Genomic DNA, 19,447 nt, shown 5'->3' on the forward strand with positions numbered 1-19,447 from the left:
TTCAGTTGTTCTCGATCTCGTCCACGATCTCTTCGACCGCATCGACGAAGGTCATGTCGTGATCGAAGGCCCCGTTTTCCAGAAACAGCAGTACCTGCGCGATGACCGTGGGGTTCGACATGATGAACGTGTGCGTGACCGGCAGCACGATATGATCCGCCATGCCCGTGATCCGCGTGCTGTCCACCGTGACCTTTCCATCGTCCTCGCCCGCCAGCATCGACGACAGGATCGGGTTCAGCGAACGGTTGCCTGCGATAACGCCAAGCTCGAACTGCGGCAGGCCCAGCCGGTTCGGCGTCGCGTCCGGCCCGGTGCCGAGTTGCAGACCGGCCGGCCCCATGAGCCAGCCGTAAGGTTCGAAATCCGCGAAACGGTCAACGATCTCGGACCCTTGGTTGGGCGGGGCCAACATGACCACGCGGCCCATGTCGTTCGGGCGATTGTCCTCGAGCCAGGCCCGGACGAGGATACCGCCCAGACTGTGCGTCACGAAATGCACCTTCTGGTCGCCGCAGGCGGCGACGGCGGGCGGCACGGCCTCTTCGACCAGCTGCGCGATCGGCGCCTCGGTCGACGGATAGTCCTGATTCACCACCTGATACCCGGCTTCGGTCAGCGCCTCTTCCATGACCAGCATGGAGTTGGGCGTGCGGGCGAGGCCATGCAGAAGCACAACGCACTCTGCCCGCGCCGGCAGGGCCAGCGCGGACAGGATCAGGGCAAGGGTGGCGAGCCGTGTCATCAGGCCTCCGCGTAGAAGCGCGGGCCGAACAGCCGGATCATCAGGCCCCCGACGCCGATCAGCAGCACGGCAAAGACCGCGAGCCAGCCGATGAACGGGATCAGCACGACAAGGGCGAGGATCGCGGCACCGACGAAGGCGGCGATGGCCCGGTCGAGCGTGCTGTCCGGCAGGCCCTGCCCCACCGCGTCCACGGCCCAGACCCCCAGCAGATACGCGCCGATCACGTAGCCGATGAAGCCCAGCGCGACCGCCAGAGCGATGGCGAGCGGCGCGATGAAGATGCCGATCCCGGTCATGGCGAGCACCACGGTCGAGCCGATGGCCGCCGACAGCCCCAGCGCACCGATCCAAAGGCTCCTGAGCGGCGAGGCGAGCGCACCTTCGCGCAGCGTCATGGTGAAGTTCGGCGCGAGAGCGGCGACAAGCGTGGCCACCAGCGTCGTCAGAATCACACCACCGAAGAGGCCCGAAAGCTTGGCCCAAAAGCCGGGCCGGGCCTGTTCGGTCGCTTCCTCGATGTCGTCTTCCCAGCCTTCCATCGACCGGAACTCGACACGTTCGGCGGGGGCCACACTTTCGGGCACGTTCACATCGTCCGCATCCTCGGCATAATACAGGATCGTGCCGCCGACCGTGGCGGCATCGCCCCAGTCCACATTGGCCCCGGCAATCGACAGGTCGCCCGCGATTTCGCCATCCACGACGATGGCTTCGCCGCCAAGAATGGCGCTGCCCGCGATGGTGCCGCCCACGGTGACGTCACCGCCCATGGCGCGCACGTTTCCCGCGATCTCGTCGTCCAGCGTGACCGAGTTGCCCATGGCGGTGACATTGCCCGCCACCGGCCCGTCGACCTCAACGTCCATACCGGCGGCATAGACGTTGCCGCCCACCGCACCGTCGAGCGCGACCACGCGGCCTGCGGCGTGAACCGTGCCGGTCACTTCGCCGTCGACCTCGACCCGGTTGCCCGCTGCGAACAGGTCGCCGTCCACCGTGCCGCCCACGTCCACCGTGCGCCCGGCCTGATAAGCGTCGCCGCCCAGCGTGAAACTGCCGCCGTCCTGCGCGACCGCGGGCGTCGCCAAAGCGATGGCCGCCAGAAGAATGAATTGTCTAAGCATGGTCTGTCCCCCGTGCTGAATGTTACACGCCTTCACATAGGCATTGCCGATGACGGTTTTAAGACGTCCGCGAAAATGACGCAGCGCAACGAAAAAGGGCCGAGCGAGTGCCCGGCCCTTTCCGAAATCAGTCTGGACGCTTCCGGTGCACGGCGCCCAGCGCCGCACACCTCTCGCGAGCCGCTTTTCCGCTTGAGCGGAAAAACGTCTTACATCATGCCGCCCATGCCGCCCATGTCGGGCATGCCGCCGCCGGCGCCTTTTTCTTCCGGCTTGTCCGCCACCATCGCTTCGGTGGTGATGAGCAGGCCAGCGATCGAGGCCGCGTCTTCCAGAGCGGTGCGAACCACTTTGGCCGGGTCGATGACGCCGAACTTGAACATGTCGCCATATTCTTCGGTCTGTGCGTTGAAGCCGAACTTGACGTCGTCGCTTTCGCGGATCTTGCCCGCGACAACGGCACCGTCGACACCGGCGTTCTCGGCGATCTGACGCAGCGGGGCTTCCAGCGCGCGGCGCACGATGGCGATACCGGCGTTCTGGTCGCTGTTCGCGCCTTCCAGACCGTCAAGCGCCTTGGCGCCCTGAACCAGAGCGACACCGCCGCCCACGATCACGCCTTCCTGCACGGCAGCGCGGGTCGCGTTCAGAGCATCGTCCACACGGTCCTTGCGCTCTTTCACTTCGACTTCGGTCATGCCGCCGACCTTGATCACGGCAACACCGCCAGCCAGTTTGGCCACGCGTTCCTGCAGCTTCTCACGGTCGTAGTCCGACGAGGTTTCTTCGATCTGGGTGCGGATCTGGGCCACGCGGGCTTCGATCTCGGCCTTGTCGCCAGCGCCGTCGACGATGGTGGTCTCTTCTTTCGAGATGTTGATCGTCTTCGCGGTGCCGAGCATGTCCATCGTGACATTCTCGAGCTTCATGCCGAGGTCTTCCGAGATCACCTGACCGCCGGTCAGAACGGCGATGTCCTGAAGCATGGCCTTGCGGCGATCGCCGAAGCCCGGAGCCTTGACGGCAGCGATTTTCAAACCGCCGCGCAGCTTGTTCACGACGAGCGTGGCGAGGGCTTCGCCTTCCACGTCCTCGGCGATGATGAGCAGCGGCTTCTGCGACTGGATCACCTGCTCGAGCAGCGGAACCATCGGCTGAAGCGACGACAGCTTCTTCTCGTGCAGCAGGATGAAACAGTCATCCAGCTCGGCGATCATCTTGTCGGCGTTGGTGACGAAGTAGGGCGACAGGTAGCCACGGTCGAACTGCATGCCTTCGACGACATCCACTTCGGTTTCCATGCCCTTGTTCTCTTCGACGGTGATGACACCCTCGTTGCCCACTTTCTGCATCGCGTCTGCGATGAAGCGGCCGATGGCGGTTTCGCCGTTGGCCGAAATGGTGCCGACCTGAGCGACTTCGTCGGAATCGTTGACCGGGCGGGCAGCCGCCTGGATCGCTTCCACGACTTTCGTGGTGGCGAGGTCGATGCCGCGCTTGAGGTCCATCGGGTTCATGCCGGCGGCAACCGATTTCATCCCTTCGGTCACGATGGCCTGAGCCAGAACCGTGGCGGTCGTGGTGCCGTCACCGGCTTCGTCGTTGGTGCGGCTGGCCACTTCCTTGACCATCTGCGCGCCCATGTTCTCGAACTTGTCTTCCAGCTCGATCTCTTTGGCGACAGACACACCGTCCTTGGTGATGCGGGGGGCACCGAACGACTTGTCGAGGACCACGTTACGACCCTTGGGGCCGAGGGTCACTTTGACAGCGTTGGCGAGCGTGTTGACGCCGCGCAGCATCGCGTTGCGGGCATCGGTATCGAACTTGACGTCCTTAGCCATGATTAGCTCCTATCCTTGAATATCCGGGTCCGACGATCAGGCGATGATGCCCATGATGTCGGATTCTTTCATGATCAGCATTTCCTTGCCGTCGAGCGTGATCTCGGTGCCCGACCATTTGCCGAACAGGATCTTGTCGCCTTCTTTGACGTCCATCGAAATGCGGTCGCCATCTTCGTCCTTGGCGCCGGCGCCAACGGCCACGACCACGCCTTCAGCGGGCTTTTCTTTTGCGCTGTCGGGGATGATCAGGCCGCCAGCGGTCTTTTCTTCGCTTTCGACGCGCTCGACGAGCACGCGGTCATGCAGGGGAGTAAATGCCATTTCAGAGGCTCCTCAACTCTCGTTGTCCGGTATTAGCACTCACCGGGGGTGAGTGCTAACGGCGCATAGCTAGGGGTGTGAAACGGACCTGTCAACGTGTCGTGTGCGAAAAATTTTCGCTGCACCTGCAAAGGGAAGGCCCCCGCGATTGACATGCGGCACGAGACCTATGGAAACTGGGCAGGACATTCAACCCGAACGGATTTGCCCAATGAAAATTGTTCTTATTTTTGCCGGCCTCACGGCCCTCGCCCTGCCCGCTTTCGCCCAGAACGAAGAGGTTCACCCCTATACCAAGGCCAACATCAGCCCGGTCGGCTTTTCCTATGAGGACGCCGCCGAGGACGGATGCTGGACATCGGCCGCCGACGCGGCGGGGATCGCCAAGGCGGCGCTGGAAGGTCAGGGGATCGCTTTCACCGAAGGCGACGACGCCAAGACGACCCTGCACCTTTTCATCGACGCCGAACGCTCGGGCGGCGGCTGTTATGGCAACGCCCGTATGGACCTGCGCGGCATGATCGAATGGGACGGCCAGCCGATCATGGCGGTCCTGCGCGAGGCAGGCGCGAACTTCATCGGACAGCAAAGCCTGAACGGCGTGGTGCCGATCCTGATTGACCATATCGTGAAATCCGATCTGGGCACCTTCCCGGACGAATGACCGGGTCGCGACCCCACGTCAGACTTGCCCGCATGATCCGATCCCGAAAGGTTGTGCCGAGGAGGACCGCCCATGAACCGCGCAACCCGGATCGAAGACCTCGTGACCCCCGACAAGGCCCTGTCGATGTCGGGCCTCGACTACATGCGCGGTATCCTGTCGGGCGACCTGCCTGGCCCGCCCATCGGCGCCACCCTCGGCTATGAACTGCACGCGGTCGACGCGGGCCGCGTGGTGTTTCGCGGCACCCCGACCTTCGACTTCTGCAACCCGATGGGCACGGTGCATGGCGGCTGGTATGGCACGCTGCTGGACAGTTGCATGGCCTGCGCGGTGATGACCACGGTGCCCCAAGGGTCGACCTATACGACGCTCGAATACAAGATCAACATCGTGCGCCCGATCCCTCTCGGCACCGAGATCGAGGCGATCGGCACCACCCAGCACAGCGGCCGCTCCACCGGCGTCGCGAACGGCGAAATCCGTGGGGTCGCGGACGGCAAGCTCTATGCCACCGGATCGACCACCTGCATCGTCATGCAGATTGCGTCGCCTCGGGCGTGATCGGGTCGATCGGGTCCGGCATCTCGGGGTCCCAGTCCCGCTCCGAAGGATCGCGGCCCCGTTTGCGTTTCGCGCGCAGGACGAAGATTTTTCCCCAGCCGTGAAACGTGCCCATCGACGGCGCGTCCGGGTTCGGCGGGAACCGCGCGCGCCAGCCTTCGGGCAACGTCAGCCCGACCGCTTCCGCCCTGCCCAGCATCCAGTGCAAAGACACGAAAGACCGGGGGCGCGCCGCCTTGAACGTGCCGATCTGCCCGCCCACGTCGCCGTGGCTGCCGGGGAACCAGACCTGTTCGACCCGGCCCGGATATTCCCCCGTCGTCTCCCAGATGAGCGGTTCATAGGCCGACCGCGTCTCGTCCCGCGCCAGCGCGTGATAGCCGTGCAGCACGTGGCGATCGAGGTTCGCGTCGTGGAACTTGTGCTTGTTCTCGTAGAGCCGCCAGATCAGCGGCCAGGTCAGGCCCAGCGCCTTCACCGTATCCCAGACGCCGATCATCTCGATGGTCGTGCTTTCGTGACAATAGGCCTGAGAAAACGCGCGCGAGGCGTCGCTGATCTCTTCGGCCTCGTAATGGCGATAGGCCTGCAACACGTTGCGCTCGGTCGCATGTTCGGCCTTCAAAAGCCCGACTCGCCCGATCAGGCCGGACAGCGACCGGACCGCGAAGGCGCCCCGCGAATACCCGAAGAGATAGATCTTGTCGCCCGGACGATACCGGCTTGCCAGCACGCCGTAGGCCCGCCTGATCTGCCGGTTGATCCCCTTTCCGGTCGCGACCGTCCACGCCGATTTCCACCCGCGCCACTGGATGCCCGCCTCGTAGTAGACCGAGATCTTGGCGCCATGCCCGGACCGCCGCACCTCGTCCATCAAGCGATAGACGAGGCCCGCGTTGGTCTCTTCCCCCGGATCGAGCGAGGACATGGTGCCATCGAGTACAATGACATGGGTGACGGGTTCGCGTGCCGGCGTGTCGGCGCTGGCCGACAGCACCCGGCCGCGCAGCCATTTACGAAAGCGGGTGAACCCGCCGTCGGTCAGCCCGTGAAGCGCCCGGTTGAGGCGGGTCTTCAGCGACATGACCGCACCGGAACCATCACTCGGCGTCCCTCAGCATCTGCCAGACGCGCAGGGGCGTATAGGGCATCTGCGGATCGCGCACACCGCGCTGCCACAGCGCATCGGTGATCGCGTTGCCGATAGCGGCCATCGACCCGACCGTGCCCGCCTCGCCGCAGCCCTTCATCCCCATGACGTTGGCGGTCGAGGGCACGGGTTCGGTGGTGAATTTCATGAACGGCGTGTTGTCGGCACGCGGCATGGCATAGTCCATGAACGAGGCGGTCAGAACCTGACCGTCTTCATCCGTCACGAGTTGCTCCATCATCAGCTGACCCATGCCCTGAACCACGCCACCATGCACCTGACCTTCAACGAGCAACGGGTTTATCATGTTCCCGAAGTCATCCGTCACGGTGTAGCGATCCAGACGGGTGACGCCGGTCTCGGGGTCCACCTCGACCTCGGCCACATGGGCGCCGTTCGGAAACGACCGCGCGGGCAGCTTGGCCGTCTCGGTGGTGCGCAGCAGATCGTCGCGGCCCTTGGCTTTCGCCAGCGCCGCCGCGTCAAGCATCGTCGGCGTCAGGTTCGACCCCTTGATGCGGAACACCTCGTCATCGAAGCTCACATCCTCGACCGCGACCTCTTCGACCTCGGCCAGAAACGCGCTGAACCCTTCGACGACCTTGGCGACCGTCTGAAGCGTCACGTTGTTCTGCACGGTGACCGAGCGTGACCCCCCGGTGCCGCCGCCCCGCGCGATCCGGTCGCTGTCGCCCTGCACGATCTCGATCCGGTCCACGGGGATGCCGGTCTGGTCCGACAGGAACTTGGCATAGACCGTTTCATGCCCCTGCCCGTTCGACTGCGTCCCGACATACAAAAGCGCCCGCCCGTCTTCGGTGAATTCGAGCGTCGCGTCCTCTTCGGGCGAACCGAGGATCGACTCGATGTAGTAACACAACCCGATTCCGCGCAGCTTGCCCGCTTTCTCGCTGTCCTCATGCCGCTTGGCGTAGCCCTGAAGATCGGCCTCGTCGGCCACGCGCGACAGCACCTTGTTGAACTCGCCGACGTCATAGGTCTCGCCGACGATCGTGTCATAGGGGAAGGCTTCGGGCGCGATGAAGTTGCGGCGCCGGATATCCCACGGGTCGATGCCCAACGCGCGCGCGGCGCGGTCCATCATCGTTTCGAGCAGGTAAATCGCCTCGGGCCGCCCCGCCCCGCGATAGGCGTCGACCTGAACCGTGTTGGTATAGATCCCCTTGGTGTTCAGCCACGCGGTCTGAATGTCATAGACCCCGGTCAGCACGCGCGAGAACAATTGCGCCTGAATGCCCTGACCGAACTGGCCGTTGTAGGCGCCGAGGTCCGACAGGCTTTCGACCTTGTAGGCGGTGATCCTGAAGTCCGTATCGAAGGCCAGTGTCGCGGTGTGGGTCAATGCCCGGCCCGCGTTGTCGGTCAGCAGCGATTCCGAGCGATCGGCGATCCAGCGCACCGGATGGTTCAGCACGCGCGCGGCATGAACCAGCACGATGTATTCGGGATACATCTGCCCCTTCATGCCGAAACCGCCGCCCACGTCGGGGGTCGTCACCTTCAGATCGTCCTCGTCCATGCCCAGCGCCTTGGCGATCTGGCCCTTGGGGCCCCAGACACCCTGACCCGAAAACGCGAAATGCATCCGGCCGTTCTCGATCGGCTCGGCATAGGCCCCGCGCGGCTCCATCGACACGGCGGCGACCCGCGTATCGGCCACCTCGCAGGTCACCACATGGGCGGCGTCCGTAATCGCCGTTTCGGTCGCGTCGCGATCCCCGATCCCGAAGTCATAGGCGAGGTTGTCCGGCACGTCGTCATGCACCAGCGGGCCGCCGGGCGCGATTTCCAGATGCGGGTCCAGTTCGTCGATGTCGAGTTCGATCATCTCGGCGGCGTCCTTGGCCACGTCGATGCTGTCGGCCACGATGAACGCCACCGCCTCGCCCACGAAGCGCACCTTGCCCTTTGCCAGCGGCGGCCGTTTCGGTGCCGCGCCCTTGGTCCCGTCGACATTGGTCATGCGCAAAGACCACATATCGAGCGCCACGCCCGCCGCCTCCAGATCGTCGGCGGTGAGGATCAGATGGACACCGTCCAGGTCGCGCGCGTGGTCCAGACCCAGCTCGGCAATCGTGCCATGGGCGACCTGAGAGCGCAGGAAATATCCGAAATACGCGTTTTCGGGTGCGACATCGTCGATATACCGCCCTTCGCCTTTCAGAAAGCGAACATCCTCAAGCCGAGTGAAGGATTGGGCCTTGCCGAACTTTTCCATGGTGACTCCCGCGCGACTACGCGGGTGACACTAGCTTTGCGTGGCGCGATGTCCACCCCGGCGCACCGTCACGATTTCATGTGCACCATACCCGTTGAACCGCGTGTTGGTCGCGGTCGAATAGGCCCCCATGCCATCGAATATCAGCACATCGCCTTCGCAAACGTCCGCGGGCAAGGCCACCTCGCCCGGCAGCCGGTCGAGGGAATCGCAGGTCGGCCCGTAAAGAACACGCGGCGACGGCGCGCCCCGACGCGGCGTCCCGTCCGGCGCGACGACGCGCATCCGGCCATAGGGCCCCATGATCGGCACCTCGGCCAGAAGTCCGTAAATCCCGTCGTTGAGAAACAGCGATCCGCAGCCCCGGATCGCCTTGACCCGCACGGCGAGCGAGAATGCCTCGGCCACCATCGCCCGCCCCGGCTCGCACACCAGATGCGGCCGGGTGTCGCCGAAGGCCCCGGCGACGGCCCCCGCGATTTCGGCAAAGATCGGTTCCAGCCGGGCACCCGTGCCGCGGTCGGAGGGAAAGCCTCCGCCGACGTTCAGCCGGGCAAGCGGCACGCCCGCCTGTCGCGAAATCTCGCCGCAGGTTTCGATGTAACGCGCCCAGGCCGCCGGATCTTCGCATTGGGTGCCGGGGTGAAACGTCATCGCGGGCACGTATCCGGCCGCCACGACCGCCCGCAGCAGGTCGACGCAACCCTCGGGCGGCTCCCCGAACTTGGCCCCGAAATCATAGGCCGCACCCTTGACCGGCAGCGCCAGACGCACCGAAACCTCGACGCCTCGCGGCACACGGCCCTTGAGTTTCTCCAGCTCTCCGAACCCATCGATGGAATAGGACGCGACGCCGGCCGCGACCGCCGCCTCGATCTCGGGAAAGCTGCGCACCGGATTGTTGTAATGCAGCGTGGCGAAGGGCACGACCTCGCGCACCAGTGCGATCTCGGCAGGCGACGCCACGTCGAAACTGGTCACCCCGGCCTGCGCCAGCGTGTCGATCACGCCGGGATTGTCGTTCGCCTTGACCGCATAGGTCACCAGCCCCGGAAACCCCTCGCGAAACCGCCGCGCGGTCTCGGCCAGCGTTTCAGGCGAGAAATACAGAACCGGATGATCCGGCGTGGTGGCGCGCAGATGGTCGATCTCTGTCGCCCAGATGCGGGAATACCTGCTCATGTCGTTGCCCCTGTTCGCTTTTCTACCCAAAAGCGTGGGGCCGAATTCCGTCGATTCATAGCGACACATCGGGCGTTTCGTGGTTTTCTTCCGTCATAACGACGAAAAGGCCGACAGATGGACGAAACCGACCGCCACCTCCTCGCCCGGCTCGGCGAGGATGCCCGCACCCCAGTGGCCACGCTCGCCCGTGACCTCGGTCTCGCCCGCTCGACCGTGCAGGCCCGGCTCGAACGGCTGGAACGAACCGGCGTGATCGCGGGTTACGCTCTCAGGCTGGGCGACGCGGTGCGGGCCGGTCAGATCCGGGCGACCGTCCTTCTGTCGCTCGACCCGCGCGCGACGCCTGCGGTCGTGAAACGGCTCGACCGGATGCCCGAGGTCGAGGCGGCGCACACCGCCTCTGGCCGCGCCGATCTGGTGCTGACGCTCGCCGCGCCCACAACGGCGGCGCTGGACCGCACGCTGGACGTCATCGGCGAGATTGACGGTGTAAAAGGGTCAGAGACGTTGATACACCTGTCTACAAAGATCCAACGCTCGGGCTGACAGGGAATTTCAGGACCATGCAGATCAAGACGCGCGCCACCCGACCGATCGACGGACAGAAGCCCGGCACCTCGGGCCTGCGCAAGACAACCGAGGTCTTTTCGCAGCCCGATTTCCTGCAAAACTACGTCCAGTCGATGTTCAACGTGGTCGAACCGGCGGGCAAGACCTATGTCATCGGCGGCGACGGGCGCTACTTCAACGATGTGGCCATCGCCAAGATGCTACGGATGGCGGCTGCGAACGGCGTGAAAAAGGTCATCGTCGGGCGCGGCGGATTGCTCTCGACCCCGGCCGCCTCCCACCTCATCCGCAAGTACGAAACCGATGGCGGCTTCATCCTCTCCGCAAGCCACAATCCGGGCGGCCCCAAGGGCGACTTCGGCCTGAAATACAACATCCCCAACGGCGGCCCCGCGCCCGAGGCGATCACCAACGCGATCTACGAGCAGACGAAAACGCTTACAGAATACCACATCGCGCAGGACGACGCCCCCTCCATCACCGAAGAGGGGCGCTTCGCACTGGGCGACATGGAAATCGAGGTCATCGACCCGGTGGCCGACTACGCGGCGCTCATGGAGACGCTGATCGACTTCGATGCGATCCGCGACCTGATCTCGCGCGGCTTCACGCTGCGATTCGACGCGATGCACGCGATCACCGGGCCTTACGCGGCCGAGATCCTCGAACGGCGTCTCGGCGCACCGCACGGCAGCGTCGTGAACCGCCGCCCCTCGCCCGATTTCGGCGGCGGCCACCCGGACCCGAACCCGGTCTGGGCCAAGGATCTCGTCGATCACCTGATGGACCCGGACGGCCCCGATTTCGGCGCGGCCTCGGACGGGGACGGCGACCGCAACATGATTATGGGGCGCGGCATCTACGTCACGCCCTCCGACAGCCTCGCCGTGATCGCGGCCAATGCCCACCTCGCCCCCGGCTATGCAGGCGGCATCGCGGGCATCGCCCGCTCCATGCCGACCTCGGGCGCGGCGGACCGGGTGGCCGCGAAACTCGGCGTCGAAGCGCATCAGACCCCGACGGGGTGGAAGTTCTTCGGCACCCTCCTCGACGCGGGCCGCGCCACGATCTGCGGCGAGGAAAGCGCCGGCACCGGATCGAACCACGTGCGCGAGAAAGACGGGCTCTGGGCCGTGCTCATGTGGCTGAACATCATCGCCGCCCGCAAACAGTCGGTGCAGGAGATCATGGACGATCACTGGGCCGAATACGGCCGCACCTATTACTCGCGCCACGACTATGAGGCGGTGGACAGCGACGTGGCGAACACGCTGATGGACGACCTGCGCGGCCGGCTGGAAACGCTGCCGGGCAAAAGCTTCGCAGGCCTCACCGTAATCGAAGCTCAGGATTTCGACTATACCGACCCGGTCGACGGCTCGCGCGCCACGGCACAGGGGATCATTCTGAATTTCGAAGGCGGCGCGCGCGCCGTTCTGCGCCTCTCCGGCACCGGCACGCAGGGCGCGACGATCCGGCTCTACCTTGAAAACCACGAAGAACCCGCCGGCAACCTCGCCCAAGACGCGCAAAAGGCGCTCGAACGGGTGGCGCGCGCGGCGGATCAGATCGCGGAGCTTGAAAAACGCACCGGGCGTGACGCCCCGGATGTCATCACCTGAGCACCTTCCGGCGCGGAATATCCCGCGCCGACGCGCAGCCTTACCTGCCGCCGTTGAGGTGAGCCCACGGCCAACGCCTCTGCCGCCACCCGGCTGATCGCGCTGCCAAGCCCACAGGCACCACAAAGCAGCGCGGGCGCCAGCCCGCACAATTTGGCAACGCCGCCTTCCCCTTGGCCGCGCCAGCCGCTATCACGCCTGCGACCGAAGCCACCCAAGAACGGGGATGAACCCATGGCCATGGACAAGACCTTCGACGCCAAGACCGCCGAGCCGCGTATTTCCGCACAGTGGGAAGAGGCGAAAGCCTTTGCCGCCGGTGCCAATGCCTCGCGCGATGAGACCTTCACCGTGATGATCCCGCCGCCCAACGTGACGGGCGCGCTGCACGTGGGCCATGCGTTCAACAACACGCTTCAGGACATCCTCGTGCGCTGGCACCGGATGCGCGGGTTCGACACGCTGTGGCAGCCCGGTCAGGACCACGCAGGCATCGCCACGCAGCTTCAGGTCGAAAAGATGCTGGCCGCCACGCAACAGCCCTCGCGCCGGGAACTTGGGCGCGAGGCGTTCCTCGACAAGGTGTGGGAGTGGAAGGGGCAATACGGCGGCACCATCGTCGAACAGCTCAAACGCCTCGGCGCCTCCTGCGACTGGGATCGCAACGCCTTTACCATGGCCGGGGCCGATGGCGACCCGCGCACCGGGCACGAGAACTCGCCAAACTTCCATGACGCGGTCATCAAGGTCTTTCTCGATATGTATCAGAAAGGCTTCATCTATCGCGGCAAGCGGCTGGTGAACTGGGACCCGCATTTCGAAACCGCGATTTCCGATCTGGAGGTCGAGAACATCGAAGTGCAGGGCCACATGTGGCACTTCAAATACCCGCTCGCGGGCGGCGAGACCTATACATACGTCGAGAAAGACGAGGACGGGAACGTCGTGCTCACCGAAGAGCGCGACTATATCTCCATCGCCACGACCCGGCCCGAAACTATGTTGGGCGACGGTGCGGTCGCGGTCCATCCCAAGGATGAACGCTACGCGCCTATCGTGGGCAAGCTGTGCGAAATTCCGGTCGGGCCGAAAGAGCATCGCCGCCTGATCCCGATCATCACCGACGACTACCCGGACCCGACCTTCGGCTCGGGCGCGGTCAAGATCACCGGCGCGCATGACTTCAACGACTACGGCGTCGCCACGCGCGGCGGCATCCCGATGTACCGGCTCATGGATATGGCCGGGCAGATGCGCGCGGATGGCGAGGATTATGCAACCTGTGCGACCCGCGCGCAGGAGATCGCGAACGGCGCGGCTTTCACCGGGGCCGAAGTCGATACCCTGAACCTCGTCCCCGACGATCTGCGCGGTCTGGACCGGTTCGAGGCACGCGAGCGCGTCGTCGAGCAGATCAATGCCGAGGGGCTGGCGGTCACGACGACCAACGACGAAGGCGAGACGGTGCCTTACGTCGAGAACAAGCCGATCATGCAGCCGTTCGGGGACCGCTCGAAAGTGGTCATCGAGCCGATGCTGACCGACCAGTGGTTCGTGGACGCCGAAAAGGTCGTCGGCCCGGCGCTGGACGCGGTGCGCGAGGGGCGCACCAAGATCATCCCCGAAAGCGGCGAGAAGACCTATTACCACTGGCTCGAAAACATCGAACCGTGGTGCATTTCGCGCCAGCTTTGGTGGGGGCATCAGATCCCGGTCTGGTACGGGCTCGACCTGTCCTATGAGGATTATGTCAGCGCCGACGGCGATCTGGACGAGATCGAAATGCTCAAGGTGCTGATGGGCGGCCTCGTCCACCGGGGCGAGGTGCATCACGCCGCCGAAAGCTTCGACGGCGTCGTCGATGCCTTCATGGACGAGATCGCGGACACGCCGGTTCCGATCAGCCACATGCGCATCGTCGAAGTGGCCGACAAGAAAGAGGCCATCGACGTGCTGGCCGAAACGCTCGCCACCTATACCGTCGATCAGGACCCCTCCAAGCTGGTCTATCCGGTCTGGCGCGACCCCGACGTGCTGGACACCTGGTTCTCGTCCGGGCTGTGGCCCATCGGGACGCTGGGCTGGCCCGAAGAGACGCCGGAACTGGCGAAGTATTTCCCCACGGACGTTCTGGTCACGGGCTTCGACATCCTGTTCTTCTGGGTCGCGCGCATGATGATGATGCAGCTTGCCGTGGTCGAAAAAGAGCCGTTCCACACCGTCTACCTTCACCAGCTCGTGCGTGACGAGAAGGGCAAGAAGATGTCGAAGACGACCGGGAACGTCATCGACCCGCTGGAAATCATCGACGAATACGGCGCGGATGCGCTGCGGTTCACCAACGCCTCGATGGCGGCGATCGGCGGCGTGCTGAAGCTGTCGGAAGAGCGGATCAAGGGCTACCGCAACTTCGGCACCAAGCTGTGGAACGCGGCGCGGTTCGCAGAGATGAACGATTGCAAGCCGGTGCCGGGGTTCGATCCGGCCAGCGTGAACGCGACCGTGAACAAGTGGATCGTGGGCGAGACCGCGCGGGTGCGCGAACTGGTGGACGAGGCGATCACCGCCTACCGCTTCAACGACGCGGCCAACGGGCTTTACGCCTATGTCTGGGGTAAGGTCTGCGACTGGTATCTGGAATTCGCCAAGCCGCTTCTGGCATCCGATGATGCGGCGGTCGTGGCCGAAACCCGGGCGACGATGGCCTGGGTCATCGACCAGTGCCTGATCCTGCTGCACCCGATCATGCCCTTCATCACCGAAGAGCTCTGGGGCCAGATCGCCACGCGCGACACGCTGCTCGTCCATCAGGACTGGCCGACATACGGCGCCGGCCTGATCGACGCGGATGCGGACCGGGAGATGAACTGGGTCGTGAAGCTGATCGAAGACGTGCGCTCGGCCCGCGCCCAGATGCACGTGCCGGCGGGGCTCAAGATCCCGATGATCCTGCGCGATCTCGACGCCGCGGGTCGGGCCGCCTTCGCCACCAACGAGACACTGATCTTCAAGCTCGCGCGGATCGACAGCGTGACCGAGATGGCCGACCTGCCCAAGGGCTGCGTGACCATCCCGGTCGAGGGCGGCACCTTCGCCCTGCCGCTCGCGGACATCATCGACGTGGACGAGGAAAAGGCGCGGCTGGAGAAGAGCATCGGCAAGCTCGAGAAGGAGATCGGGGGGCTGAAGGGCCGTCTGAACAATCCGAAGTTTGCCGAGAACGCCCCCGAGGATGTGGTGGCCGAGGCGCAAGGCAACCTCGACGCCCGCGAGGACGAGGCCGCCAAGCTGCGCGAGGCGCTGGCGCGGCTGTCGGAACTGAGCTGAAGGATTGCGCCGGGGCTGACGCCCCGTCGCGGTGGCGCGCTACGCTCGCGGGCGGCGACCTCGCCGGATCGGGTCGGCGGTGAGGTGCGAGGGGGCTGTCTGCCCCCGCGCGCTTCGCGCGCCCCCCGAAGGTTTTAGGAAACAGAGAAGGGGCAAGCCGTGCGCCTTTTGCGGCTTGCGGGGCACGCACGGCGCGGCTACTCCCAACATATGCGGATCATTCGGGATTTTCAGTTCGTCGAACAGCAGGACCGGGGCGCTTCGGTGGCCATCGGGAATTTCGACGGCGTGCATCGGGGCCATCAGTTCGTCATCGACATCGCGCGGCGCGAGGCGGCGGCCTTGAGCGCGTCGCTCGGCGTGATGACGTTCGAGCCGCATCCGCGTGAGTATTTCGCGCCCGGCGGCGATCCGTTCCGGCTTATGAATGCCGAAGCGCGGGCGAACCGGCTGGACTGGCTGGGCGTCGAAAAGCTGTATGAACTTACTTTCAACGACACGCTCTCGGCGCTCACGCCCGAGGACTTCGCCCGTCGGGTCATCGTCGATGGGCTCGGCCTGAGGCACGTCGTGGTCGGGGCGGATTTCCACTTCGGGGCGAAGCGCGCGGGCAATGTCGACACGCTTGTCGCGCTGGGGCGAGAGATGGGGTTCGGCGTGACCGTCGCGCCGCTGATGCATGACGACGACGTCGAAATCTCGTCGACCGCGATCCGCCAGGCGCTGAGCGAGGGTCGGCCCCGCGATGCGGCGCGAATGCTGGGGCATTGGCACCGGATCGACGGCACTGTCGTGCGCGGCGATCAGCGGGGGCGCGATCTGGGCTATCCGACGATCAACATGTCCATCGCCGGGCTGCACCCGCCCAGGTTCGGGGTCTACGCGGTCAAGGCCGACGTGCTGACCGGCCCCCATGCGGGGGAATACGGCGGGGCCGCGTCGATCGGCGTGCGGCCCACCTTCGGCGAGAACCTTCCCAACATCGAAACCTTCCTGTTCGACTTCAAAGGCGATCTTTACGGCGAGCACATTTCGGTCGCGCTGGTCGATTATCTCAGGCCCGAGGAACGGTTCGACAGCCTCGACGCGCTCATCGAACAGATGGACGACGACTGCGCCAAGGCGCGCGCGGTGCTGGCCGCGACCTGATCGTCAGGCGCTTTTCGCGGTCCGTTCGGCCGCCTGCCCCACGAAACAGCCGCGATCGCGGATGAAGGCGATGAGTTCCTGATCCTCGGCGGTGGCCGCCGCGACACGCGCGCGCACCGTGGGCGACAGGCGCCGGCGAGTGACCCCGTGGCTCGACACGTTCAGCCGCTTGCCCGCATCCCATCTGAGGCCGAGCCAGTCCTGCGCGACGCGATTGGCGGCCTCCATCTCATCGACGCTGCCGACGAAGGCGAAATGCGCTTCGATATTGGCGCGGGCGGCGGCGAAGGTCGGGGTATGGTCGGCGGACAATTCCTGACACTGGTGATTGCAGATCGCGCGTGGATCGTTGTCGAGCAGGAACAGCGCGAAATCGTCAAGGCTCATGGCGGCGGCCTGATCGTGCCATTTCTCGCCCGCCGTTTCGCGAAAGTAATTGTAGCTCGACACCAGACGGTCCACCGGGTCGCGCAGGAAGGTGAAGCAGACGGGCGAGCCCTTGTTGGCCGCGAGATAGGCTTGATTGATCCGCGCGAACGAAAAGTGGCCGCAGATGATTTCGACCGAAGGATCGTCGAGCGCGGCCCCGACATCGGCGACGAAGCTGCGGGAATCGTTGATCTTGGGCACCGCGTCGGTTCCCAGAACCGTGCGCATCTGGATCTGGATCGACGTGCCCGCCGCCTTAAACAGATGGATGAACGCGGGCGGTTTGAGGTGGCGGACACGACGGTCCGCGACGGGGGTCAGCATGGCGAGCCCTCCGGTGCCGGGGCGGTTGCCCCATGGTAGCGCGGGTGCGTGGACCGGTCCATCCGGGTGGGCCGCATGACCCTTTGGTTGGCGAGAAGCATCAGAAATCCTTTCCGCTCATTTCCTGCACCGGCCTTGCGGGCGCCAGCCGGAGGGCAAGCTCGGTAAAGGAACTCCAGGTCGAGCCAAGCAGGCGCGGCGCGCGACCCAGCAGGATCGCATCTGCCAGAGCATAGGCCAGTTGGTCGGGCGAGCGGTCGTAGAGATCGCGGTGAAGGTAGGCGACCTTTTCGCCGAAAGTGTCGGTGAAGGCGCGATAGGCCTCGGGCGAGTCGGCGGCGACGAAGATCCGGTCGGCCTCGCCCTCGGCCCGAAGCGCCTCCACCCGCTTGAGGAAAGCCGAGAAATGGCTTTTCTCGCGCCAGAACCCGATGGTCGCCTGACTTTCGGCATTCCACTCCTCCCCGGATTCGTAGCTGAGATGCGCGTCTTTCGCGCCGCCGACCATCCGCACGTGGACCGAGACATCGTTCGGTGCGCGGACCCCGGCGACCAGATCGCGGACATGCGCCGCGGGGGTCATGGCGCGCAGTAAGGCGTTCTCGGCCTCCCAATTCGCGACCTCGCAGTTCAAGACGAAGGCCGAGCGGGCATAGATGTCGCCGGACCATTTCAGGTCCACAGGCACGTTCTTTTCAGCGCCCTCCTCGATCTCCATGTAGTTGTAGACATGGGCGCCCAGTCGGGTGGCGTCGTCGATGAAGCTGTCTTCGATCACCGCGCCGTCATAGTCGAAAAGGTCGGTCAGACGCGCTTCGCAATGGTGGTCGGGGTGCCAGACAACGACCAGTTCGCGCCCCGTCGCATCGGCGATGGTGGCGGCCGAGGCCATGGCGCGCAGGCGGTTGCCGAGGCCGTGCTGGGTGTCGATGAACAGCCGCGTGCGGTGGGGCACATAGGCGGGCGACGGGTTGTCGCGCAGCGCGGCCTCCTGCAACGCGAGGGCTTCGCTCACCGTCTCGGCGGTGATGGATGCGGCGGGCCTTGCCAGCAGGCGTGTCAGCGCGGTTTCGTCCAGGCCAAGCACCCCCGGCCCGAACCGCCACGACGCCATGACCCGAAGCGCGGAATCGTCGACCCGCTGGTTCACGAAGGGCGGCACGGCATTCGGATGCGGCGCGCGACGTTCGAGCGTTTCCGTCCCGTCCGAGGCGACGGTATGCGACATCGGCAGCGGCGCGAGGTGCGAGCGCCACATCGGCATGAGTTCGACGAGATGCTGGTTGCGGCGGATGCCGAAATGCGGGTCATGCCGGATCTGGTCGAGCGCCGTATCACCTGCCGGGGCAACGTCGCGGTCCAGACGCTCGGCGTCGCCATGCGGCAGGTGATGGATCGTGATCGGGTCCACGTCGATGCGCGTCAGCCCACCCTCGTCCAGACGCCGATAAAGATCGTCGTCGTCCCAGCCGTAGGACGTGATGAATTCGTTGAAACCGCCGACACGGGCCAGATGCGCGCGGTCGATATAGAAGAAACCGTTGGTATGGGCCTGATCCTCGGGCACGCGCCGCCAGTTGCCCGCGACGAACCCCTTGTCCGGCAAGGGGTTGCGCGCGAAAAATTCCCGCTCGATCTGAATATCCGCGTCGGCCTTGACGATCCGGTCGTGACGCGAAAGCCGGAAGCCCACGTTATAGGCATAGGACAGGGTCCACTTGTCCTCCCCCTCGACACGCACGATCCGCAGGCGTTTGTCGCGGATGCGGCGGCGGGCCAGTGCGCGGGCGACGGGTTCGTCCGACGACCAGTCAACGATCAGGATTTCGTCGAGTTCGTCGAGCGCGATCCAGGTTTTCACCGCTTCGCTCAGGTTGTCGATCCGATTGCGCACGCAGGAGACGAGGCTGATACCCGGTCGTCCTTCGGGCCTGATCCGGGGAAGAGGCGTCGTAACCGTCTGCGGCTGCGCGGTCGTCCGTGCCCCGCGCGGTTGCGTTTCGGTGTCGTCGAGAAGCCGAAGCCCACTGATATTGAACGCGGCGCCACGCGACCGCACCCGTGTCAGAATGTTCAGAATATCCAAATGTCAAAGCCCGATGAGATGACTCACCCCGGCTGCTCCCACACCTAGGCTGGCGTATATATTCGGGATGGTCAACGTGATCGATTGAATTTTAGAAA

15 protein-coding genes are annotated in these 19,447 nt (G+C 65.0%); 6 read left to right on the plus strand and 9 right to left on the minus strand.

Annotated features, from left to right (window positions below; translation table 11 throughout):
• Position 1 precedes the first annotated feature (1 nt).
• From FCT00_RS14105 to groES, 4 genes are all read right to left on the minus strand, one after another.
• Positions 2 to 745 (minus strand): alpha/beta fold hydrolase, encoded by a 744-nt coding sequence (locus FCT00_RS14105; RefSeq protein ID WP_138423520.1) that lies wholly within the window; start codon positions 743 to 745, stop codon positions 2 to 4.
• A complete protein-coding gene (locus FCT00_RS14110) occupies positions 745 to 1,872 on the minus strand; it encodes a polymer-forming cytoskeletal protein (RefSeq protein WP_138423521.1) in 1,128 nt (375 codons plus the stop codon). Before FCT00_RS14110 ends, FCT00_RS14105 begins: the two co-directional genes overlap by 1 nt.
• A gap of 209 nt (positions 1,873 to 2,081) precedes the next feature.
• Positions 2,082 to 3,719 carry a chaperonin GroEL gene (gene groL, locus FCT00_RS14115; protein WP_040884601.1) on the minus strand — a complete coding sequence of 546 codons (1,638 nt, stop codon included), beginning with the start codon at positions 3,717 to 3,719 and terminating at the stop codon, positions 2,082 to 2,084.
• A gap of 33 nt (positions 3,720 to 3,752) precedes the next feature.
• A complete protein-coding gene (groES, locus tag FCT00_RS14120; protein ID WP_040884603.1) occupies positions 3,753 to 4,040 on the minus strand; it encodes a co-chaperone GroES in 288 nt (95 codons plus the stop codon).
• Between the two features lie 211 nt (positions 4,041 to 4,251).
• Here groES and FCT00_RS14125 point away from each other — a divergent pair, with 211 nt between their 5' ends.
• Both FCT00_RS14125 and FCT00_RS14130 read left to right on the plus strand, forming a co-directional pair.
• Positions 4,252 to 4,704, plus strand: coding sequence for a hypothetical protein (locus FCT00_RS14125; protein ID WP_138423522.1), 453 nt, complete (start codon positions 4,252 to 4,254; stop codon positions 4,702 to 4,704).
• Between the two features lie 72 nt (positions 4,705 to 4,776).
• Positions 4,777 to 5,268, plus strand: a complete 492-nt coding sequence (locus FCT00_RS14130) for a PaaI family thioesterase (protein ID WP_138423523.1) — start codon at positions 4,777 to 4,779, stop codon at positions 5,266 to 5,268.
• Here the strand turns inward: FCT00_RS14130 and FCT00_RS14135 are convergent.
• The 3 genes from FCT00_RS14135 to FCT00_RS14145 are packed head-to-tail and all read right to left on the minus strand — an operon-like array spanning position 5,240 to position 9,839.
• Complete coding sequence (locus FCT00_RS14135; protein ID WP_138423524.1) at positions 5,240 to 6,352, minus strand: DUF2235 domain-containing protein; 1,113 nt, start codon at positions 6,350 to 6,352, stop codon at positions 5,240 to 5,242. The genes FCT00_RS14130 and FCT00_RS14135 overlap by 29 nt on opposite strands.
• A 16-nt stretch (positions 6,353 to 6,368) precedes the next feature.
• Complete coding sequence (locus tag FCT00_RS14140; protein WP_138423525.1) at positions 6,369 to 8,657, minus strand: xanthine dehydrogenase family protein molybdopterin-binding subunit; 2,289 nt, start codon at positions 8,655 to 8,657, stop codon at positions 6,369 to 6,371.
• Between the two features lie 30 nt (positions 8,658 to 8,687).
• Positions 8,688 to 9,839 (minus strand): type III PLP-dependent enzyme, encoded by a 1,152-nt coding sequence (locus tag FCT00_RS14145; RefSeq protein ID WP_171042998.1) that lies wholly within the window; start codon positions 9,837 to 9,839, stop codon positions 8,688 to 8,690.
• Between the two features lie 117 nt (positions 9,840 to 9,956).
• On the opposite strand from FCT00_RS14145, the gene FCT00_RS14150 reads away from it, so the two are divergent.
• The 4 genes from FCT00_RS14150 to FCT00_RS14165 all read left to right on the plus strand — a co-directional run bounded on the left by FCT00_RS14150 (position 9,957) and on the right by FCT00_RS14165 (position 16,510).
• A complete protein-coding gene (locus tag FCT00_RS14150; protein WP_138423527.1) occupies positions 9,957 to 10,388 on the plus strand; it encodes an Lrp/AsnC family transcriptional regulator in 432 nt (143 codons plus the stop codon).
• A gap of 17 nt (positions 10,389 to 10,405) precedes the next feature.
• Positions 10,406 to 12,034 (plus strand): alpha-D-glucose phosphate-specific phosphoglucomutase, encoded by a 1,629-nt coding sequence (locus FCT00_RS14155; RefSeq protein ID WP_138423528.1) that lies wholly within the window; start codon positions 10,406 to 10,408, stop codon positions 12,032 to 12,034.
• Between the two features lie 234 nt (positions 12,035 to 12,268).
• On the plus strand, positions 12,269 to 15,361 hold the full coding sequence (locus tag FCT00_RS14160) for a valine--tRNA ligase (protein ID WP_138423529.1): 3,093 nt from the start codon (positions 12,269 to 12,271) through the stop codon (positions 15,359 to 15,361).
• 210 nt (positions 15,362 to 15,571) lie between these two features.
• The gene (locus FCT00_RS14165; RefSeq protein WP_138423530.1) at positions 15,572 to 16,510 is read left to right on the plus strand and encodes a bifunctional riboflavin kinase/FAD synthetase; all 939 of its coding nucleotides are present in this window, start codon (positions 15,572 to 15,574) and stop codon (positions 16,508 to 16,510) included.
• Between the two features lie 3 nt (positions 16,511 to 16,513).
• Here the strand turns inward: FCT00_RS14165 and FCT00_RS14170 are convergent, their stop codons facing one another.
• Positions 16,514 to 17,263: a sulfotransferase family 2 domain-containing protein gene (locus FCT00_RS14170; RefSeq protein ID WP_138423531.1), complete on the minus strand. Its 750-nt coding sequence runs from the start codon at positions 17,261 to 17,263 to the stop codon at positions 16,514 to 16,516.
• 100 nt (positions 17,264 to 17,363) lie between these two features.
• Positions 17,364 to 19,349, minus strand: coding sequence for a glycosyltransferase (locus FCT00_RS14175; protein WP_138423532.1), 1,986 nt, complete (start codon positions 19,347 to 19,349; stop codon positions 17,364 to 17,366).
• Between the last annotated feature and the right edge of the window lie 98 nt (positions 19,350 to 19,447).

It is taken from the genome of Maritimibacter alexandrii (genome assembly GCF_005871115.1).
GTDB lineage: Bacteria > Pseudomonadota > Alphaproteobacteria > Rhodobacterales > Rhodobacteraceae > Maritimibacter > Maritimibacter alkaliphilus.